The sequence below is a fragment of the Pseudomonas sp. FBCC-B545 genome (genome assembly GCF_059134095.1).
The window spans coordinates 820,655-836,089 of the sequence record NZ_CP101441.1; the positions used below are offsets into that span (position 1 = coordinate 820,655).

The 15,435-nt window shown below is 60.3% G+C and carries 15 protein-coding genes; 10 read left to right on the forward strand and 5 right to left on the reverse strand.

Going from position 1 to position 15,435, the window contains the following annotated elements:
• The first annotated feature begins 63 nt into the window (after positions 1 to 63).
• Both NMB39_RS03875 and NMB39_RS03880 read left to right on the forward strand, forming a co-directional pair.
• Positions 64 to 492 (forward strand): DUF4160 domain-containing protein, encoded by a 429-nt coding sequence (locus NMB39_RS03875; RefSeq protein WP_367235777.1) that lies wholly within the window; start codon positions 64 to 66, stop codon positions 490 to 492.
• Positions 489 to 944, forward strand: coding sequence for a DUF2442 domain-containing protein (locus NMB39_RS03880; protein WP_057024501.1), 456 nt, complete (start codon positions 489 to 491; stop codon positions 942 to 944). The genes NMB39_RS03875 and NMB39_RS03880 overlap by 4 nt, the downstream gene beginning before the upstream one ends.
• Positions 945 to 1,005: 61 nt before the next feature.
• On the opposite strand, the gene trmA is transcribed toward NMB39_RS03880, so the two are convergent.
• Positions 1,006 to 2,085 (reverse strand): tRNA (uridine(54)-C5)-methyltransferase TrmA, encoded by a 1,080-nt coding sequence (trmA, locus tag NMB39_RS03885; RefSeq protein ID WP_367235778.1) that lies wholly within the window; start codon positions 2,083 to 2,085, stop codon positions 1,006 to 1,008.
• Entirely contained in the window at positions 2,082 to 3,377 is a 1,296-nt protein-coding gene (locus NMB39_RS03890) for an NCS2 family permease (protein WP_034117796.1), read from the reverse strand. The genes trmA and NMB39_RS03890 overlap by 4 nt, the downstream gene beginning before the upstream one ends.
• A 188-nt stretch (positions 3,378 to 3,565) precedes the next feature.
• Here NMB39_RS03890 and NMB39_RS03895 point away from each other — a divergent pair, with 188 nt between their 5' ends.
• From NMB39_RS03895 to NMB39_RS03910, 4 genes are all read left to right on the forward strand, one after another.
• Positions 3,566 to 4,012 carry a DUF4879 domain-containing protein gene (locus NMB39_RS03895; protein ID WP_056845809.1) on the forward strand — a complete coding sequence of 149 codons (447 nt, stop codon included), beginning with the start codon at positions 3,566 to 3,568 and terminating at the stop codon, positions 4,010 to 4,012.
• 97 nt (positions 4,013 to 4,109) lie between these two features.
• Positions 4,110 to 4,634, forward strand: a complete 525-nt coding sequence (locus tag NMB39_RS03900; RefSeq protein WP_043048475.1) for a (2Fe-2S)-binding protein — start codon at positions 4,110 to 4,112, stop codon at positions 4,632 to 4,634.
• Positions 4,631 to 5,620: an FAD binding domain-containing protein gene (locus tag NMB39_RS03905; RefSeq protein ID WP_494339619.1), complete on the forward strand. Its 990-nt coding sequence runs from the start codon at positions 4,631 to 4,633 to the stop codon at positions 5,618 to 5,620. The genes NMB39_RS03900 and NMB39_RS03905 overlap by 4 nt, the downstream gene beginning before the upstream one ends.
• The gene (locus tag NMB39_RS03910) at positions 5,617 to 7,800 is read left to right on the forward strand and encodes a xanthine dehydrogenase family protein molybdopterin-binding subunit (protein ID WP_057024504.1); all 2,184 of its coding nucleotides are present in this window, start codon (positions 5,617 to 5,619) and stop codon (positions 7,798 to 7,800) included. The genes NMB39_RS03905 and NMB39_RS03910 overlap by 4 nt, the downstream gene beginning before the upstream one ends.
• A 112-nt stretch (positions 7,801 to 7,912) precedes the next feature.
• Here NMB39_RS03910 and NMB39_RS03915 read toward each other — a convergent pair whose 3' ends face one another.
• Complete coding sequence (locus NMB39_RS03915) at positions 7,913 to 9,163, reverse strand: MFS transporter (protein WP_057024505.1); 1,251 nt, start codon at positions 9,161 to 9,163, stop codon at positions 7,913 to 7,915.
• Between the two features lie 317 nt (positions 9,164 to 9,480).
• On the opposite strand from NMB39_RS03915, the gene NMB39_RS03920 reads away from it, so the two are divergent.
• From NMB39_RS03920 to NMB39_RS03930, 3 genes are read left to right on the forward strand one after another with little or no spacing between them, the layout of a single operon-like run.
• Positions 9,481 to 10,920 (forward strand): cytochrome ubiquinol oxidase subunit I, encoded by a 1,440-nt coding sequence (locus tag NMB39_RS03920; RefSeq protein WP_057024506.1) that lies wholly within the window; start codon positions 9,481 to 9,483, stop codon positions 10,918 to 10,920.
• Between the two features lies 1 nt (position 10,921).
• Positions 10,922 to 11,929, forward strand: coding sequence for a cytochrome d ubiquinol oxidase subunit II (gene cydB / locus NMB39_RS03925; RefSeq protein WP_057012814.1), 1,008 nt, complete (start codon positions 10,922 to 10,924; stop codon positions 11,927 to 11,929).
• A gap of 12 nt (positions 11,930 to 11,941) precedes the next feature.
• Entirely contained in the window at positions 11,942 to 12,109 is a 168-nt protein-coding gene (locus tag NMB39_RS03930; protein ID WP_494339618.1) for a DUF2474 domain-containing protein, read from the forward strand.
• An 82-nt stretch (positions 12,110 to 12,191) separates the two neighbouring features.
• Here NMB39_RS03930 and NMB39_RS03935 read toward each other — a convergent pair whose 3' ends face one another.
• Together NMB39_RS03935 and NMB39_RS03940 are read right to left on the reverse strand one after the other, a co-directional pair.
• Positions 12,192 to 13,316: a methyltransferase gene (locus NMB39_RS03935; protein ID WP_057024507.1), complete on the reverse strand. Its 1,125-nt coding sequence runs from the start codon at positions 13,314 to 13,316 to the stop codon at positions 12,192 to 12,194.
• Positions 13,317 to 13,465: 149 nt separating this feature from the next.
• Positions 13,466 to 14,176 (reverse strand): LuxR family transcriptional regulator, encoded by a 711-nt coding sequence (locus tag NMB39_RS03940; protein WP_198719115.1) that lies wholly within the window; start codon positions 14,174 to 14,176, stop codon positions 13,466 to 13,468.
• Between the two features lie 450 nt (positions 14,177 to 14,626).
• On the opposite strand from NMB39_RS03940, the gene NMB39_RS03945 reads away from it, so the two are divergent.
• The gene (locus tag NMB39_RS03945) at positions 14,627 to 15,403 is read left to right on the forward strand and encodes a ferredoxin--NADP reductase (protein ID WP_494339617.1); all 777 of its coding nucleotides are present in this window, start codon (positions 14,627 to 14,629) and stop codon (positions 15,401 to 15,403) included.
• The last annotated feature ends 32 nt before the right edge of the window (positions 15,404 to 15,435 follow it).

The window sequence follows — 15,435 nt, forward strand, 5'->3', positions numbered from 1 at the left end:
CGGTTGTCGGGTGGCAGAGGGAAATTGTTACCTGGCGGAAAATAACCTAACGGATGGGTTACGATGAGAGTAGGTGCCTACAAAGGCTACGTGATTTCGGTGTTTGTCAGGGATGAGCATTGTCCACCCCATGTACATGTCAGGGGCAAGGAGTGGGATGCGCGGTTTCGTTTCAGTTTTTTGGATGGAGACGTTGAGTTGTGGGATGTAGAGCCTGAACGGAGGCGGCCACCCATAGCGGTTCTGAATGACATACGCGGGGCGATCATGCAGCGGCACTACCTGGCGCGGGCACGCAGGATCTGGTGGGAAAAACTGCAAACGGTTTGCCTGGAGAATCATTCCCGGAATTGGGACGCAGGTGAATTGGTTCCAGGGGTGGTCATTCGACCGGGTGTCTACGTCATCGCAAGCGCACGGCACGACGTTGTCGAGCAACGGACAATTTTGAATCTGGTAAGAGCGCCAGATTGCGTGGGGATTAATTTATGAAGATCGTAAAAGCTAAGGTCAAACCTTATGTACCTCTCACTGAAGCTGACGTTGATAAGGCAATCGCCCGAGGGCGCAGGTTGAAACGCCTGTACGCCAACGCCAGCAACGTACGTTATGAAAACGACTGTCTCTCCATTGGCTTCAGCGACGGCAGCCGCATCATGTTGCCGGTGGCTGGCCTGCCGGAGTTCGAAGGCTTTTCAGAGAAAGATTTCCAGCAGTTGGAGGTGACTTTCGGTGGCAAAGCGATCAGCTGTGAGGCTCAGGACCTGGATGTTTCGATCACCGGCCTGATCGCCACAAGCCAACCGCTGATGGAACTGGCAACCAGCCTGGTGGCATCGCGCAATGGTCGCAAAAGCAGCGCGGCCAAATCCGCCGCCGCCCGCGCCAATGGCAAGAAGGGCGGGCGGCCGCGCAAGCAAACACCGGATACCTCAGACACATGAATAACCCATGTGGGAGGGAGCAAGCCCCCCTCCCACAGTTGGATCTCAGTGTCTTGAGCAATTATCGGCGGGTCAGCAACACACCCGACTCCATATGGTGCGTCCACGGGAACTGGTCAAACATCGCACATTGGGTAATCCGGTGCGTGTCGTGCAGTTGCGCGATGTTCGCCGCCAACGTCTCCGGGTTGCATGAGATGTACAGGATGTTGTCGAAGCGCCGGGTCAGTTCGCAGGTGTCCGGGTCCATGCCGGCGCGGGGCGGGTCGACGAAGACGCTACCGAACTCATAGCTTTTCAGGTCGATGCCGTGCAGGCGGCGGAACGGACGCACTTCATTCAGGGCTTGGGTGAGTTCCTCGGCGGAGAGGCGCACCAGCGTGACATTCCCTACCGCGTTTTCATCAAGGTTGCTCAAGGCTGCATTCACCGAGGTCTTGCTGATCTCGGTGGCCAGCACGTTACGCACGCGGGTGGCCAACGGCAGGGTGAAGTTGCCGTTGCCGCAATACAGCTCCAGCAGATCGTCCGGGCGATCGCCCAGGGCTTCATAGGCCCAGTTGAGCATCTTCTGGTTCACCGTGCCGTTGGGCTGGGTGAAGGCGCCTTCGGGTTGGCGGTAGCTGAAGGTGCGGCCACCGACATCGAGTTTTTCCACCACGTAGTCCTGGCCGATCACATCGCGCTTGCCCTTGGAGCGGCCGATGATGCTCACGTTCAGCTCCGCCGCCAGCTTGTTCGCGGCGGTGTGCCAATGTTCGTCCAGGGGGCGGTGATAACACAGGGTGATCATCGCGTCGCCGGCCAGGGTGGTAAGGAACTCCACCTGGAACAGCTTGTGGCTCAGGGCAGCGCTGGCTTGCCAGGCAGCCTTGAGTTGCGGCATCAGGTGGTTGATACGCTGGCTGGCGATAGGAAATGCTTCGATCAGGATCGGCGTGCGCTTGTCGTCCTGGGAAAACATCGCGTAGTGGCGCTCGCCTCCTTCGCGCCACAGGCGGAACTCCGCGCGCAGGCGGAAGTTCTGCAAGGGCGAGTCGAAAACCTGAGGCTCCGGCGCGTCGAAGGGTGCCAGCAGGTCACGCAGGCGCGTGACCTTGTCTTGCAGTTGAACGGTGTAGGTTGCGGCGTCAAAAATCATGCGTTGAACCAGCCCAGCTTGATCACAAACAGAATCGACAGGATCACCAGTGCCGGATTCAGCTCACGGTAGCGGCCCGAAAGCAGCTTGATGGCGGTCCAGGCGATGAAACCGAAGGCGATGCCGTTGGCGATGGAGTAAGTGAAGGGCATCGCCAGGGCTGTGATCACCACCGGCGCTGCAACAGTAATGTCATCCCAGTCGATTTCGGCCAGGCCAGAGGTCATCAATACTGCAACGAACAGCAGCGCTGGCGCGGTGGCGAAGGCCGGTACGCTGGCCGCCAGAGGTGAGAAGAACAGCGCCAGCAGGAACAGGATCGCAACCACGATGGCGGTCAAGCCGGTGCGACCACCAGCGCTCACGCCCGCAGCGGATTCGATATAGCTGGTGGTGGTCGAGGTGCCCAGCAAGGAGCCGGCCATGGCGGCGGTGCTGTCGGCGATCAGCGCACGGCCCATTTTCGGCATATGGCCGTCCTTGCCCATCAGGCCGGCCCGCTTGGCGACGCCGATAAGGGTGCCGGAGTTATCGAACAGGTCGACGAACAGGAAGGCGAAGATCACGCTGACCAGGCCGATATCCAGGGCGCCCTTGATATCCAGCTGCAGGAAGGTCGGGGCGAGGGACGGTGGCATCGAAGTTACGCCGCCGAACGGGGTGACGCCCAACAGGATCGAGACAATCGTCACCGCCAGGATGCCGATCAACACGGCGCCACGTACCGCAAGGGCTTCCAGCGCGACGATCAGCACGAAACCGAGGGTGGCGAGGATCGGCGCGGGTTGCTTCAGGTCGCCCAGGCCCACCAGGGTGGCCGGGTTGGCGACTACGATACCGGCGTTGTGCAGGGCGATCAGCGCCAGGAACAGGCCAATACCGGCGGCAATTGCCGAACGCAGGGGCAGGGGGATGCTGTTGATGATCCACTCGCGGATACGGAAGATCGACAGCAGGAAGAACAGCACCGCCGAAATGAATACCGCACCCAACGCCACCTGCCAGGTATGGCCCATGTGCAGGACTACGGTGTAGGTAAAGAAGGCGTTGAGGCCCATGCCCGGTGCGAGGGCAATCGGGTAGTTGGCGATCAGGCCCATCACGGTGGAGCCGATGGCGGCGGCCAGGCAGGTGGCGACAAACACCGCGCCCTTGTCCATGCCGGTCTCGCCGAGGATGCTCGGGTTCACGAACAGGATGTAGGCCATGGCCAGGAACGTAGTGATACCCGCGAGAATCTCGGTGCGCACATTGGTGTTGTGTGCTTTGAGTTGAAACAGCTTTTCCAGCATGCCGGCTCCCTGTGACGCTATCTTGCGTCGTTATTTGTTGACCTCTAAGTCAAAGCACAAACTGCGCCAAGCGCCTGTGGTTTCAGAGAGGATCGGAAAAAGCGGCGCATCATACCAGCAGCCGAGGCTGTGTGGCGCATGGCCTTGAGGCATACTGCGCCGACGTTCAATACCGGGTCATTGCCAGCATGAAAAAAGCCAACGCGTGGAGTCTAGCTCTGATCGCCAGTATCAGCCTGTGGCTGGGTGCAGCACCGGCGTGGGGCGCGGCTGCACCGGCCTTGAGCGAGGTGCGGGTGTTCAAGGTGGAATCGGCCAAGTGCAGCGAAGCGATCCCGGAACGGGTCAACACCACCCAGATGTGCGAGCACCGCGGGCCCACCAAGGTCTCGGTGATGGAAGTCGGCCTGGGCAACAGCCCGATGGGGCGCTTCAACGGCGCAGAGTTGAACGGGCAACGCACGGCGGTATGCCAGGTCGGCAACATCAGTGAGGCGTGCAACGGCGTGGGCACGTTGATGGGCTACATCTATGTATTCGACCTGAATGTGCAGGCCCAGGGCTGGTTCGAGTTCACCAACACCTCGATCAACCCGCCGCAAAACACCTTGAAAGCCCAGCTCAATATCCGCTGATCAATCATCTTGAACGCTCAAAACCCCGGGAAGTCGTACCCCTAAGACGGCGACTTTCCTGAACGCCGCGGATGTACACCAACCCGTGAGGTGTTTTATGAGCGCGACCCCTAATGGCGCGGCGGCCCAACCGTTCGTCGCCCACTCGATTCGATTGACCCTCAATGGCCAGGATCGCCAATTGGACGTGCTGCCCTGGACCACCTTGCTGGACCTGTTGCGCGAACAACTGGACCTGGTCGGCAGCAAAAAAGGCTGCGACCACGGCCAATGTGGCGCCTGCACGGTATTGCGTGATGGCAAGCGCGTGAACGCCTGCCTGACCCTCGCCGTGATGTGCGATGGCGCCGAGCTGACCACCATCGAAGGCTTGGCCGAAGGCGACCAGCTGCACCCCATGCAGCAAGCCTTTATCAAGCACGATGCCTTCCAGTGCGGCTATTGCACCCCCGGCCAGATCTGTTCCGCCGTGGGCCTGGCCAATGAAGGCCGCGCACACGATAGTGCCCAGATCCAGGAGCTGATGAGCGGCAACCTGTGCCGTTGCGGCGCCTACACCAATATCCGTGATGCCATCGAAGAGGCGCTGCCAGCGTGCCGCACCACGGGAGGTGAGCAATGAACCCTTTCCAGTACAGCAAACCTGCAGATGTGCACGAAGCCGTGCAGTTGAGCAGTGCGGTATCGCGCTTCATTGCCGGCGGCACCAACCTGTTGGACTTGATGAAAGAAAACATCAGCCGCCCCGAGCACCTGATCGATATCACTGGCCTGCCACTGCATGGGATTGAAGAAACTGCCGAGGGCGGTGTGCGTATCGGCGCGCTGGTGAGCAATGCCGACCTGGCCTGGCATCCGCTGATCGAACAGCGCTACCCGTTGCTGTCCCAGGCGATCCTGGCCGGAGCTTCGCCGCAGCTGCGCAACATGGCCAGTACCGGCGGCAACCTGTTGCAGCGCACCCGTTGCTACTACTTCTATGACGCGACGGTGCCGTGCAACAAGCGCGAGCCCGGCAGCGGCTGCCCGGCACGCAGCGGTTTGAATCGCATCCATGCGATCCTCGGCGCCAGCGAGCACTGCGTGGCCACCCATCCTTCGGACATGTGCGTGGCGCTGGCGGCGCTGGAGGCGCGGGTACATGTCGAGGGGCGCGGCGGTGCGCGAGTCATCGAGTTTGCCGACTTCCACCGCCTGCCCGGTGATGCGCCGCAGCGCGATAACCAGTTGGCCGACGACGAATTGATCACCGCCATCGAGTTGCCCGCCGACCATCTGGCCCGGCACAGCCATTACCTGAAAATCCGCGACCGGGCGTCCTACGCCTTTGCCTTGATGTCCGTCGCCGCAGCCCTTGAGCTTGATGGCGAGACGATCATCGATGCGCGCCTGGCGCTGGGCGGCGTGGCGCACAAACCCTGGCGTGACCGTGCGGTAGAAGCTTCATTGATCGGCCAGGTCGTCAGCCGCGAAACCTTCAGCAACGCCGCCGACGCCCTATTGCAAGATGCCGAGGCGCTGGAACACAACGGCTTCAAGATCAAGCTGGCGCGTCGCGCAATCATTCGTGCCCTGAGCGATGCAGCGGTCGCAGGAGAACAGCCATGAGTGCCATCGGTAAACCCCTGGACCGTGTCGACGGCCTGCTTAAAGTCACCGGACAAGCGCGTTATGCCGGTGAGTTTCCTGAAGATGGCCTGCTGCATGGCAGCGTAGTCTCCAGCACGATCGCCAAGGGCCGGGTCGTCAGCATTGATACTGCCAAGGCCCTGGCGTTGCCGGGCGTGGTGGCGGTGATCCATCACCTCAATCGACCGAAGATCGCCAGCTACGACGATGCCTTCGCCGACGCCGATGCCGCTGATGGCTCGCCGTTTCGCCCGCTCTACAACGATCGTGTGCTCTACAGCGGCCAACCCCTGGCCCTGGTGATCGCCGATAACCTGGAGCTGGCGCGGCATGCCGGCTCACTGGTGCAGATCGAATACGAACGCGATAGCTTCGAGACGGATTTGCTCACCCAACAGGAGCAGGCCCACCCTTCGCCACAGACGCCGCCCAAGCCACGCGGCAACTTCCAGGCCGAATGGGCGGGCGCCGCGGTCAGCCTCGATTTGCACTACAGCACCCCCATCGAGCACCACAACCCGATGGAGCCCCACGCCAGCACTGTGCTGTATCAGCCGGACGGCACTTTGCATATCCACGACAAGACCCAGGGCCCGCAGAACTGCCAGGCCTATGTGCAAAAAGTCTTTGGCCTGGATAAAACCCAGGTGCGCATTTTCGCTGCGTTCGTCGGCGGCGCCTTTGGTTCAGGCCTGCGCCCGCAATACCAATTGCCACTGGCCGTCATGGCATCCCTGGCGCTCAAGCGTTCAGTGCGCGTCACCCTGACCCGCCAGCAAATGTTCACTTTCGGTTATCGCCCGCGCACCTTGCAGCGTTTGCAAATGGGTGCCGCTGCCAACGGCCGATTGCTGGCTCTGGGCCATACCGCAATTGGCCAGACGTCGCGCTTCGAGGATTTCAGCGAGCACGTAGTGGAGTGGAGCGGCATGCTCTATCACTGCGACAACGTGCAACTGACCTACAAGTTGGCACCGCTGGATGTGTTCACGCCCTTGGACATGCGCGCACCCGGCGCCGCCTTGGGCGTGATCGGCCTGGAATGCGCCATGGATGAACTGGCCTGCGCCCTGGCTATCGATCCGGTGCAACTGCGCCTGATCAACTACGCCGAGCGCAACCAGAACGAAGACAAGCCCTGGTCAAGCAAGGCTCTGCGCGAGTGTTACAGCGAGGGCGCCGATCGCTTCGGCTGGAGCCAGCGCAACCCGGAACCGCGTAGCATGCGCGACGGCCGCCAGTTGATCGGCTGGGGCATGGCCGGCGGCGTGTGGGAAGCCATGCAGATGAAGGCCAGCGCCAAGGCGCGCATCGACGCCGATGGCAAGCTCACGGTCAGCAGCGCTACCACGGATATTGGCACGGGCACCTACACAGTGATGACCCAGATCGCGGCACAGGCCAGTGGCGTGGCGCTGGCCGATATCAATTTCCTGTTGGGTGATTCCTCCCTACCCACGGCGCCGCTGCAGGGCGGTTCGTTTACCGTGTCCTCCGTCGGCACCGCTGTGCAGCAAGCGTGCGAAGCACTGAACGCCAAATTGCTGAAAATCGCCCGGCAGACTTATCCGGTGTTCAAGGATGCCGAATCCGTAAGGTTCGAGGACGGCAAGCTGCATGCCGGTGACGTGAGTGTAGCGTTGGCCCAGCTCGTCAAGGACAGTGGTGAGGACGTCCTGGAGGTGCAGGTCGACAGTGAGCCCGACAAGAAGCGCGAGGGTTATGCCACCGCCACCCACTCTGCGGTATTCGTCGAGGTGCGGGTGGATGAGGACCTGGGCACTATCAAGGTCAGCCGTGTCGTCAGCGCGATTGCCGCCGGGCGCGTGGTCAACCCGAAGATGGCCCGCAGCCAGATACTCGGCGGCGTGGTATGGGGCATCGGCATGGCCCTGCATGAAGAGACCCAGGTCGATCACCAACTGGGGCGCTACATGAACCACAGCCTGGCCGAGTATCACATCCCGGTGAATGCCGATATCGGCGAGATTGACGTGGTGTTTGTCGAAGAGCATGACGAGATCGTCAATGCCCTGGGGTCCAAGGGGGTGGGAGAGATCGGGATCGTCGGGGTGGCGGCGGCGGTGGCGAATGCGATTTACCACGCCACCGGCAAGCGAGTACGGGAGTTTCCGATCACCCTGGACAAGGTGCTTTAAAAAAACACCTCATCACCCATGTGGGAGGGGGCTTGCCCCCGATGGCGTCAGGTCAGTCACAGCATCGTCGCCTGACACTCCGCTATCGGGGGCAAGCCCCCTCCCACATTAGCTATGCGGTAGCTTTTTGAATGGGCTCTTCCACCGGCACATGCATACGGTCCCGATTAGCCAATGTCGGAAACAGCTTGATCCACACCCCAGTCACCACCAGCGTGCCGATACCACCCATGACCACCGCCGGCACAGTGCCGAACCAATGAGCAGTAATCCCGGATTCGAATTCGCCCAACTGATTTGATGCGCCGATAAACAGGCCATTGACCGCACTGACCCGCCCGCGCATTTCATCCGGCGTTTCCAGCTGCACGAACGACGCGCGGATCACCATGCTGATCATGTCCGCCGCGCCGAGTACCACCAACACTGCCAGGGAGAACCAGAACGAGGTCGACAGACCGAAGGCGATGGTTGCCACGCCAAATACGCCGACGGCGGTAAACATCACGCGGCCGACCTGGCGATCCACCGAGAACCGCGCCAACCACAACGACATCAACAACGCCCCCACCGCCGGTGCCGAACGCAGCAGGCCCAGGCCCCAGGCGCCGGTCAACAAGATGTCCTTGGCGAACACCGGCAACAGCGCGGTGGCGCCACCCAGCAGCACGGCGAACAAGTCGAGGGAGATAGCGCCGAGGATGTCCGGGCGGCTGCGGATAAAGCGAATGCCGGCCAGCAACGAATCCAGGGTGGCCTTGCCTTTGTTCAGCGGGGTCTGGCGGGCGGGCAGGTTCAGGGTCAGCACGCAGGCGATCAGGTACAGCGCCACGGTCGGGCCGTACACCCACACACTGCCAAACGCATAGAGCAAACCGCCAAGGGCCGGGGCGACGATGGTCGCCAATTGCTGGGCCGATTGCGAGGAGGCCACGGCCCGCGGGAACAGGGCGCTCGGCACGATACTTGGCAGCAGAGCCTGGGTGGTGGGCATTTCAAACGAACGCGCCGCGCCGAGCAGGAACGCGAGAATAAAGATCATCTCGCGGGTCACGTTGCCGGTCAGGCCGCCGATGGCCAGGGACAAGGCAATCAGCGCCTGCAGGGTCTGGCAGATAGCGGCGACTTTGCGTCGCTCATAGCGATCAGCCACATGCCCGGTGTGCAGCATGAACAGCACACGCGGTACGAATTCCACCAGACCCACCAAGCCCAGGTCCAGCACATTGCCGGTCAGTTGGTAGAGGTTCCAGCCGATAGCCACGGTGAGCATCTGGAAGCCGCTGGCAGTAAAGATGCGCGCCAGCCAGAACGCGATGAAAGGGCGGTGGTGACGTAACAATAACGCGGGTTCACTGGGCATCGGGAACTCAGGTCAGGTTGTGGGAATGGCGAGATTAGCACCAAGCTGTAACAAATAGTTGCGAGAACAGGACTGAGGCAAGCTGTCACGCGGCAAAAGACCACACAGTCTGATCGCGAAAATGAGACTACTCTTTTGAGCAATGCTTGATCCAGATCAAAACCTGCCCCGGGATTGTTCTGGCGGTCGCAAGACCAGATTCCCTGCGAGATGGGTAAAAAAAGAAACGAATTGAAATTCGCCGCACTCCATATCCGTGGGGGCAGTGGTTGCAGGCTCCCAGCCAGCAGCCGGTATTACCTGACAGAGGAAGACTTATGTTCGGTTTGGAGGCGCTAGATCTCGCCCGAATTCAATTCGCGTTCACCATCTCATTCCACATCCTGTTCCCGGCGATCACCATTGGCCTGGCCAGTTACCTTGCGGTGCTGGAAGGCTTGTGGCTCAAGACCCATAACGACACCTACCGTGACCTCTACCATTTCTGGTCGAAGATCTTCGCGGTCAACTTCGGCATGGGGGTGGTCTCGGGCCTGGTCATGGCCTATCAGTTCGGCACCAACTGGAGCCGCTTCTCGGACTTCGCCGGCAGCATTACCGGGCCGTTGCTGACATATGAAGTGTTGACGGCCTTCTTCCTTGAGGCCGGTTTCCTCGGTGTGATGCTGTTCGGCTGGAACAAGGTGGGGCGCAAGCTGCACTTTTTCTCCACGGTAATGGTGGCGGTCGGTACGTTGATTTCCACGTTCTGGATTCTGGCATCCAACAGCTGGATGCAGACGCCCCAGGGCTTTGAAATCATCGATGGCCGCGTGATTCCCACCGATTGGCTGGCGGTGATCTTCAACCCTTCATTCCCCTATCGCCTGATGCACATGGCCACGGCGGCCTTTGTGGCTACGGCGTTCTTCGTCGGCTCCTCGGCGGCCTGGCATCTGCTGCGCGGCAAGGACAACCCGGCGGTCCGCAAAATGCTGTCGATGGCCATGTGGATGGCCTTGATCGTCGCGCCGATCCAGGCGGTGATCGGCGACTTCCATGGTCTCAATACCCTCAAGCATCAACCGGCAAAAATCGCCGCGATTGAAGGCCATTGGGAAAACATCGGCAACGAGCCGACACCACTGATCCTGTTCGGCTGGCCGGACATGAAAGCCGAGAAAACCAAATACGCGGTCGAGATTCCCTACCTCGGCAGCCTGATCCTGACCCACTCCCTGGACAAGCAGGTGCCGGCGCTCAAGGAGTTCCCGCCTGAGGACCGTCCGAACTCGACGGTCGTGTTCTGGTCATTCCGGGTCATGGTCGGCCTGGGCTTTTTGATGATCTTCACCGGTTTGTTCAGCCTCTGGCTGCGCCGGGGCGACAAGATGTATACGTCCAAGCCGTTCCTGTACCTGGCGTTGTGGATGGGCCCGTCCGGGTTGATCGCGATTCTCGCCGGTTGGTTCACCACTGAAATCGGGCGCCAACCATGGGTGGTCTATGGGTTGATGCGCACGGCGGATGCCTCGTCCGGGCATAGCCTGGCGCAAATGACCATCACCCTGGTGTTGTTCGTGGTGGTGTACTTCGCGCTGTTCGGCGCGGGCCTGGGCTACATGATGCGCCTGGTGCGCAAAGGGCCTCAGACTCACGAAGGCAGCGAACCCACCCACGGTGGCCCTGGCCAGAAACGCACCCCGGCGCGGCCGCTGTCCGCCGCCGACGATGGCAGCGATAACGACCACGACCACATCCAGCACAAGGGGAATTGAGATGGGTATTGATCTTCCGCTGATCTGGGCCGTGATCATCATCTTCGGCATCATGATGTACGTGGTCATGGACGGCTTCGACCTGGGTATCGGCATCCTTTTCCCGTTTATCCCGGGCAAGGTCGATCGCGACGTCATGATGAACACCGTGGCCCCAGTTTGGGACGGTAACGAAACATGGTTGGTACTCGGCGGCGCGGCGTTGTTTGGCGCGTTCCCGCTGGCGTATTCGGTGGTGTTGTCGGCGTTGTACCTGCCGTTGATCCTGATGCTGATCGGGTTGATCTTCCGTGGCGTGGCCTTCGAGTTCCGCTTCAAGGCCAAGGACCACAAGCGCCACTTGTGGGACAAGGCGTTTATTGGCGGCTCGCTGGCGGCGACCTTTTTCCAGGGCGTAGCGCTGGGCGCCTTCATCGACGGCATCCCGGTGGTCAACCGCCAGTTTGCCGGTGGCTCACTGGACTGGCTCACACCCTTCACGATGTTCTGTGGCGTGGCGTTGATCGTGGCCTATGCCTTGCTCGGCTGCACCTGGCTGATCATGAAGACCGAAGGCAAGTTGCAGGAGCAGATGCATAACCTGGCGCGGCCGTTGGCTTTCGTGGTGTTGGCGGTGATCGGTATCGTCAGTATCTGGACGCCGCTGACCCACCCGGAAATCGCCTCGCGCTGGTTTACCCTGCCGAACCTGTTCTGGTTCCTGCCAGTGCCGATCCTGGTGCTGGTGACCATGTACGGGTTGTTCCGCGCCGTGGCCCGCCATGCGCACTACACGCCGTTCCTGTTGACGCTGGTGTTGATCTTCCTCGGCTACAGCGGGCTGGGTATCAGCCTGTGGCCGAATATCATCCCGCCGTCCGTGTCGATCTGGGATGCCGCCGCGCCGCCGCAAAGCCAGGGCTTCATGCTGGTGGGCACGTTGTTCATCATCCCGTTCATCCTGGGCTACACCTTCTGGAGCTACTACGTGTTCCGCGGCAAGGTCACCCATGAAGACGGCTATCACTAGGAGGGTCGAAACATGCCCGGCAAACCTACGTTGCACGAGATTGAACAGGCCGAGAAGCAGCCGTTATGGCGGCGCCTGGGTTGGCTGGCGATGATCTGGACCACCAGCGTGGTGGCCCTGTTCATTGTGGCCAGCCTGATGCGCATGTTCATGAATGCCGCCGGCCTGACCACCCACTGACATCCCCATCCGGGCTTTGCAGCCCGCTGCCTGCTGACTTGAGGGGCAAGCCCTGCTTTTCTTTTGGAAGGGCAGGGCTTTTTTATTTGCGTGCCTTGAGAATCACGAACTTCGGCGTGGCCGCCACTTGCTCGACACCGCGGAACAACCGCGCCAGCTTGCTGTGGTAGCCCAGGTGACGGTTACCGACGATATACAGGGCGCCGCCGACGACCAGGGCCTCTCGTGCCTGCTGGAACATACGCCAGGCGAGGAAGTCACCGACAACCTGTTGCTGGTGGAACGGCGGGTTGCACAGCACCACGTCCAGCGATTGCGCCTCCTGGCCGGCCAGGCCGTCATCGGCGCGTACTATGACCTCACGCCCACCCAAAGCGGATTGCCAGTTTTCAGCGGCGGACTGCACGGCCATGTAGGACTCATCTACCAGGGTGTAGTGGGCGTCGGGGTTTTGCAGGGCACTGGCAATCGCCAGCACGCCATTGCCGCAGCCCAGGTCCGCCACGCGGGCACTGCCGAGGTCTTTGGGCAGGTGGGGCAGGAAGGCGCGGGTGCCGATGTCCAGGCCTTCGCGGCAGAACACATTGGCGTGGTTGAGCAACTCGATGGCTGGTGTGTCCAGGGTGTAGCGGGTCGGGTAGGGCGAGACCGCCACGGGGCGTTCGGCAGCGGTGGCGATCAGCAACCGTGCCTTTTTTACCGCCAATGAGGCGTGCATCGGCCCGATGTAACGCTCCAGCAACTCGCCTGCGGCCCGTGGCAGATGCTTGACCATAGCTGCGGCGATCACTTGTGCGCCAGGCGCCAATTGCCCCTGCAGGCGGATCAGTTGTTCCTCCAGCAGCGCCAGGGTTTTTGGGACACGGAGCAACACGCGATCGAACGGCCCGGTCGCGACCTGGCTGGCCGGCGTAAACTTCACTGCATCAAAGGCCTTGCCGTTGCGCACGAGGTTTTTCTCCAGCCCCTGTGCGGCGAGGAATGAGTCACCGCTGGAGGTCACCTGCACCTGGCCGTCAAGGCTGGCTGCCAGGGCGCCGAAGCTGTCATTGAGGATCAACACGCGGGTGGCAGCAGGGGGCTGTTGTTCGGCAAGGTAGCTCAGCAGGTACTCGTCGGCGGCATCGAAGGCTTGCAGCGGATCATTATGCTGCTCTGGCTGGCGAATCAGATCGAGCTGGGCGAAGGGGCTGTCGAGCAGGGGCATGGCAGGGGAGGCTCTGGGTAATCGGCGGGCCGTCTGAGTGAACCGCGAAGCAATACCTGCAAGGGCTGCGTCAACACTCAGAATTGACCACAAATGTTACTTTTTTTTGAACCCGATGGCATGCAGTGTTTCTTGCGTCAGCTAAAACACTAAAACAGACCCGCTTTGGAGGCACTGAGTACGGCAGCGATCTTGTTGTTGACCCCCAGTTTCTTGAACGTACTGCTGATGTGAAAACCTACCGTGCGCTCCGAAAGGCAGAGGATGGTGGCGATATCCGAGGCGGTCTTGCCCATGGCTGACCATTTGAGGATTTCCGTTTCCCGCGGGGTCAGTTTGCTCGGAGAATGCACGTCGGAGTTATCGGCATATTTTTGCGCTACCACCGCGTGTAGCGCATGACATAGCCACAAGGCCTGCCCTGCCTTTTCATATAATTCCTGCGGGGTGATTTCGCCAGTACTGCGGCCCAAGGTCAGCATGCTGTAGACGCCCTGGAAGTCATGCACCGGTTGTGTCCAGGCTAAATGCACGCCGTACGATTGGGCCATCGACCACAATTCAGGTGCGGTTTCGAATGCCTTTTCCTCCCAGACGATAGGCAATACGCAGCGCTTGCAGTGGGCCACAATTGGATCCACTTCGAAGTAATGCGCTCGTTGATAAAGTTTGTTCCATTCGTTTGGATAGTTGTTTATCTGAACGGGCTTTGCTTGGGGACTATTTGATTGGCAGCCCATCGTGAATGAGCAGTATTGGAAGCCTAGTTCATAGGTATGGTTAAGCACCATCTCAAAGACAGTGGTGATCTCGCTTTCCCCTTCCAGTTTGGGGAGTCGAGTAGTGCGCCAGTTTTCCATGGTGAATCTCCATTATTTGCTGTGTTACGTGGGTACGTCCTGATCCCGGCGTTTAACGGAAATGAGTGTAGGACACTGCCTGCGAATGCATGTGAAAAAGATGTTATATGCAGTCAAATCTAACAGTTGTTTCATCTTGTACGGTGTAGCGGTTTTTGTATAAGCCCCACCCGGCAGGAAGGTGGTTTTTTATTAGATATAAGGGCTTATAAATGGTGTCAGACTCATGGCATCTGCAATGCGATGTGCTCGACGGTAGTAGGTTGGCAATCGATTAATAGCAAAATAGTTAGTTTGCGTTCAGGTGGGCCCCCGTCGCTCCCTCGGCGCATTTCGTTACGCGGCAGACTGTCCAGGGTTTGGCGTTCTGGGCAATGCCAGTACAAATCAACGGTGTTTGCGCGGCCTGCTTTGAGGGACACTAGGCGCCTGTGCAAAACGGAGCCCCCCATGACGGCCAGTGCTGAGAAATTTACCCGCCAGACCTTGCTCGACGTGCAATCGCTGACCCCCAGCCTCTTCACCCTGCGCACCACCCGCGACCCCGGTTTTCGTTTTACTGCGGGCCAGTTCGTGCGCCTGGGCGTAACCAAGGCAGATGGCAGCACGGTATGGCGCGCCTATTCCGTGGTGTCGTCGCCGTTCGACGAGTACCTCGATTTCTTTTCCATTGTCGTCCCAGGCGGCGAGTTCACCAGTGAATTGAGCCGCCTGCAGGTAGGCGATACCTTGCTGGTGGAACGCCAAGCCACGGGTTTCCTAACTCTGAGCCGCTTCGTGGATGGGCGTGACCTGTGGCTGCTGGGTACCGGTACCGGCGTGGCACCGTTCCTGTCGATCCTGCAGGACTTCGAGGCCTGGGAGAAATTCGAGCGCATCATCCTCGTGTACAGCGCCCGGGAGGCCAAGGAATTAGCGTACCAGTCGCTGATCAAGGAGCTGGGGACACGTGAGTATCTTGCCGAATACGCCCATAAGTTCGTCTACATCCCCATCGTCACCCGTGAACAGCACCCGGGTGCGTTGAACGGGCGCATCACGGCCTTGATAGAAAACGGTGAGTTGGAGCGTGCGGCTGGCGTCGAGCTGACGGCGGAGCACTCGCGCGTACTGATTTGCGGCAACCCGCAGATGGTCGATGACACCCGCCAGTTGCTCAAGCAACGGGACATGCAATTGAGCCTGAGTCGACGTCCGGGCCAGGTTGCAGTAGAAAACTACTGGTAGAAAAAAGGCGCCCTACGAGGCGCCTTCTTTCT

Bases quoted from the DNA above. Each gene is read 5' to 3' on its own strand.
- NMB39_RS03900 (WP_043048475.1), top strand. From the start codon at position 4,110: ATGAGCGCGACCCCTAATGGCGCGGCGGCCCAACCGTTCGTCGCCCAC.
- cydB (WP_057012814.1), top strand. From the start codon at position 10,922: ATGGGTATTGATCTTCCGCTGATCTGGGCCGTGATCATCATCTTCGGC.
- trmA (WP_367235778.1), bottom strand. From the start codon at position 2,085: ATGATTTTTGACGCCGCAACCTACACCGTTCAACTGCAAGACAAGGTC.
- NMB39_RS03910 (WP_057024504.1), top strand. From the start codon at position 5,617: ATGAGTGCCATCGGTAAACCCCTGGACCGTGTCGACGGCCTGCTTAAA.
- NMB39_RS03895 (WP_056845809.1), top strand. From the start codon at position 3,566: ATGAAAAAAGCCAACGCGTGGAGTCTAGCTCTGATCGCCAGTATCAGC.
- NMB39_RS03935 (WP_057024507.1), bottom strand. From the start codon at position 13,316: ATGCCCCTGCTCGACAGCCCCTTCGCCCAGCTCGATCTGATTCGCCAG.
- NMB39_RS03930 (WP_494339618.1), top strand. From the start codon at position 11,942: ATGCCCGGCAAACCTACGTTGCACGAGATTGAACAGGCCGAGAAGCAG.
- NMB39_RS03940 (WP_198719115.1), bottom strand. From the start codon at position 14,176: ATGGAAAACTGGCGCACTACTCGACTCCCCAAACTGGAAGGGGAAAGC.
- NMB39_RS03915 (WP_057024505.1), bottom strand. From the start codon at position 9,163: ATGCCCAGTGAACCCGCGTTATTGTTACGTCACCACCGCCCTTTCATC.
- NMB39_RS03920 (WP_057024506.1), top strand. From the start codon at position 9,481: ATGTTCGGTTTGGAGGCGCTAGATCTCGCCCGAATTCAATTCGCGTTC.
- NMB39_RS03945 (WP_494339617.1), top strand. From the start codon at position 14,627: ATGACGGCCAGTGCTGAGAAATTTACCCGCCAGACCTTGCTCGACGTG.
- NMB39_RS03890 (WP_034117796.1), bottom strand. From the start codon at position 3,377: ATGCTGGAAAAGCTGTTTCAACTCAAAGCACACAACACCAATGTGCGC.
- NMB39_RS03880 (WP_057024501.1), top strand. From the start codon at position 489: ATGAAGATCGTAAAAGCTAAGGTCAAACCTTATGTACCTCTCACTGAA.
- NMB39_RS03875 (WP_367235777.1), top strand. From the start codon at position 64: ATGAGAGTAGGTGCCTACAAAGGCTACGTGATTTCGGTGTTTGTCAGG.
- NMB39_RS03905 (WP_494339619.1), top strand. From the start codon at position 4,631: ATGAACCCTTTCCAGTACAGCAAACCTGCAGATGTGCACGAAGCCGTG.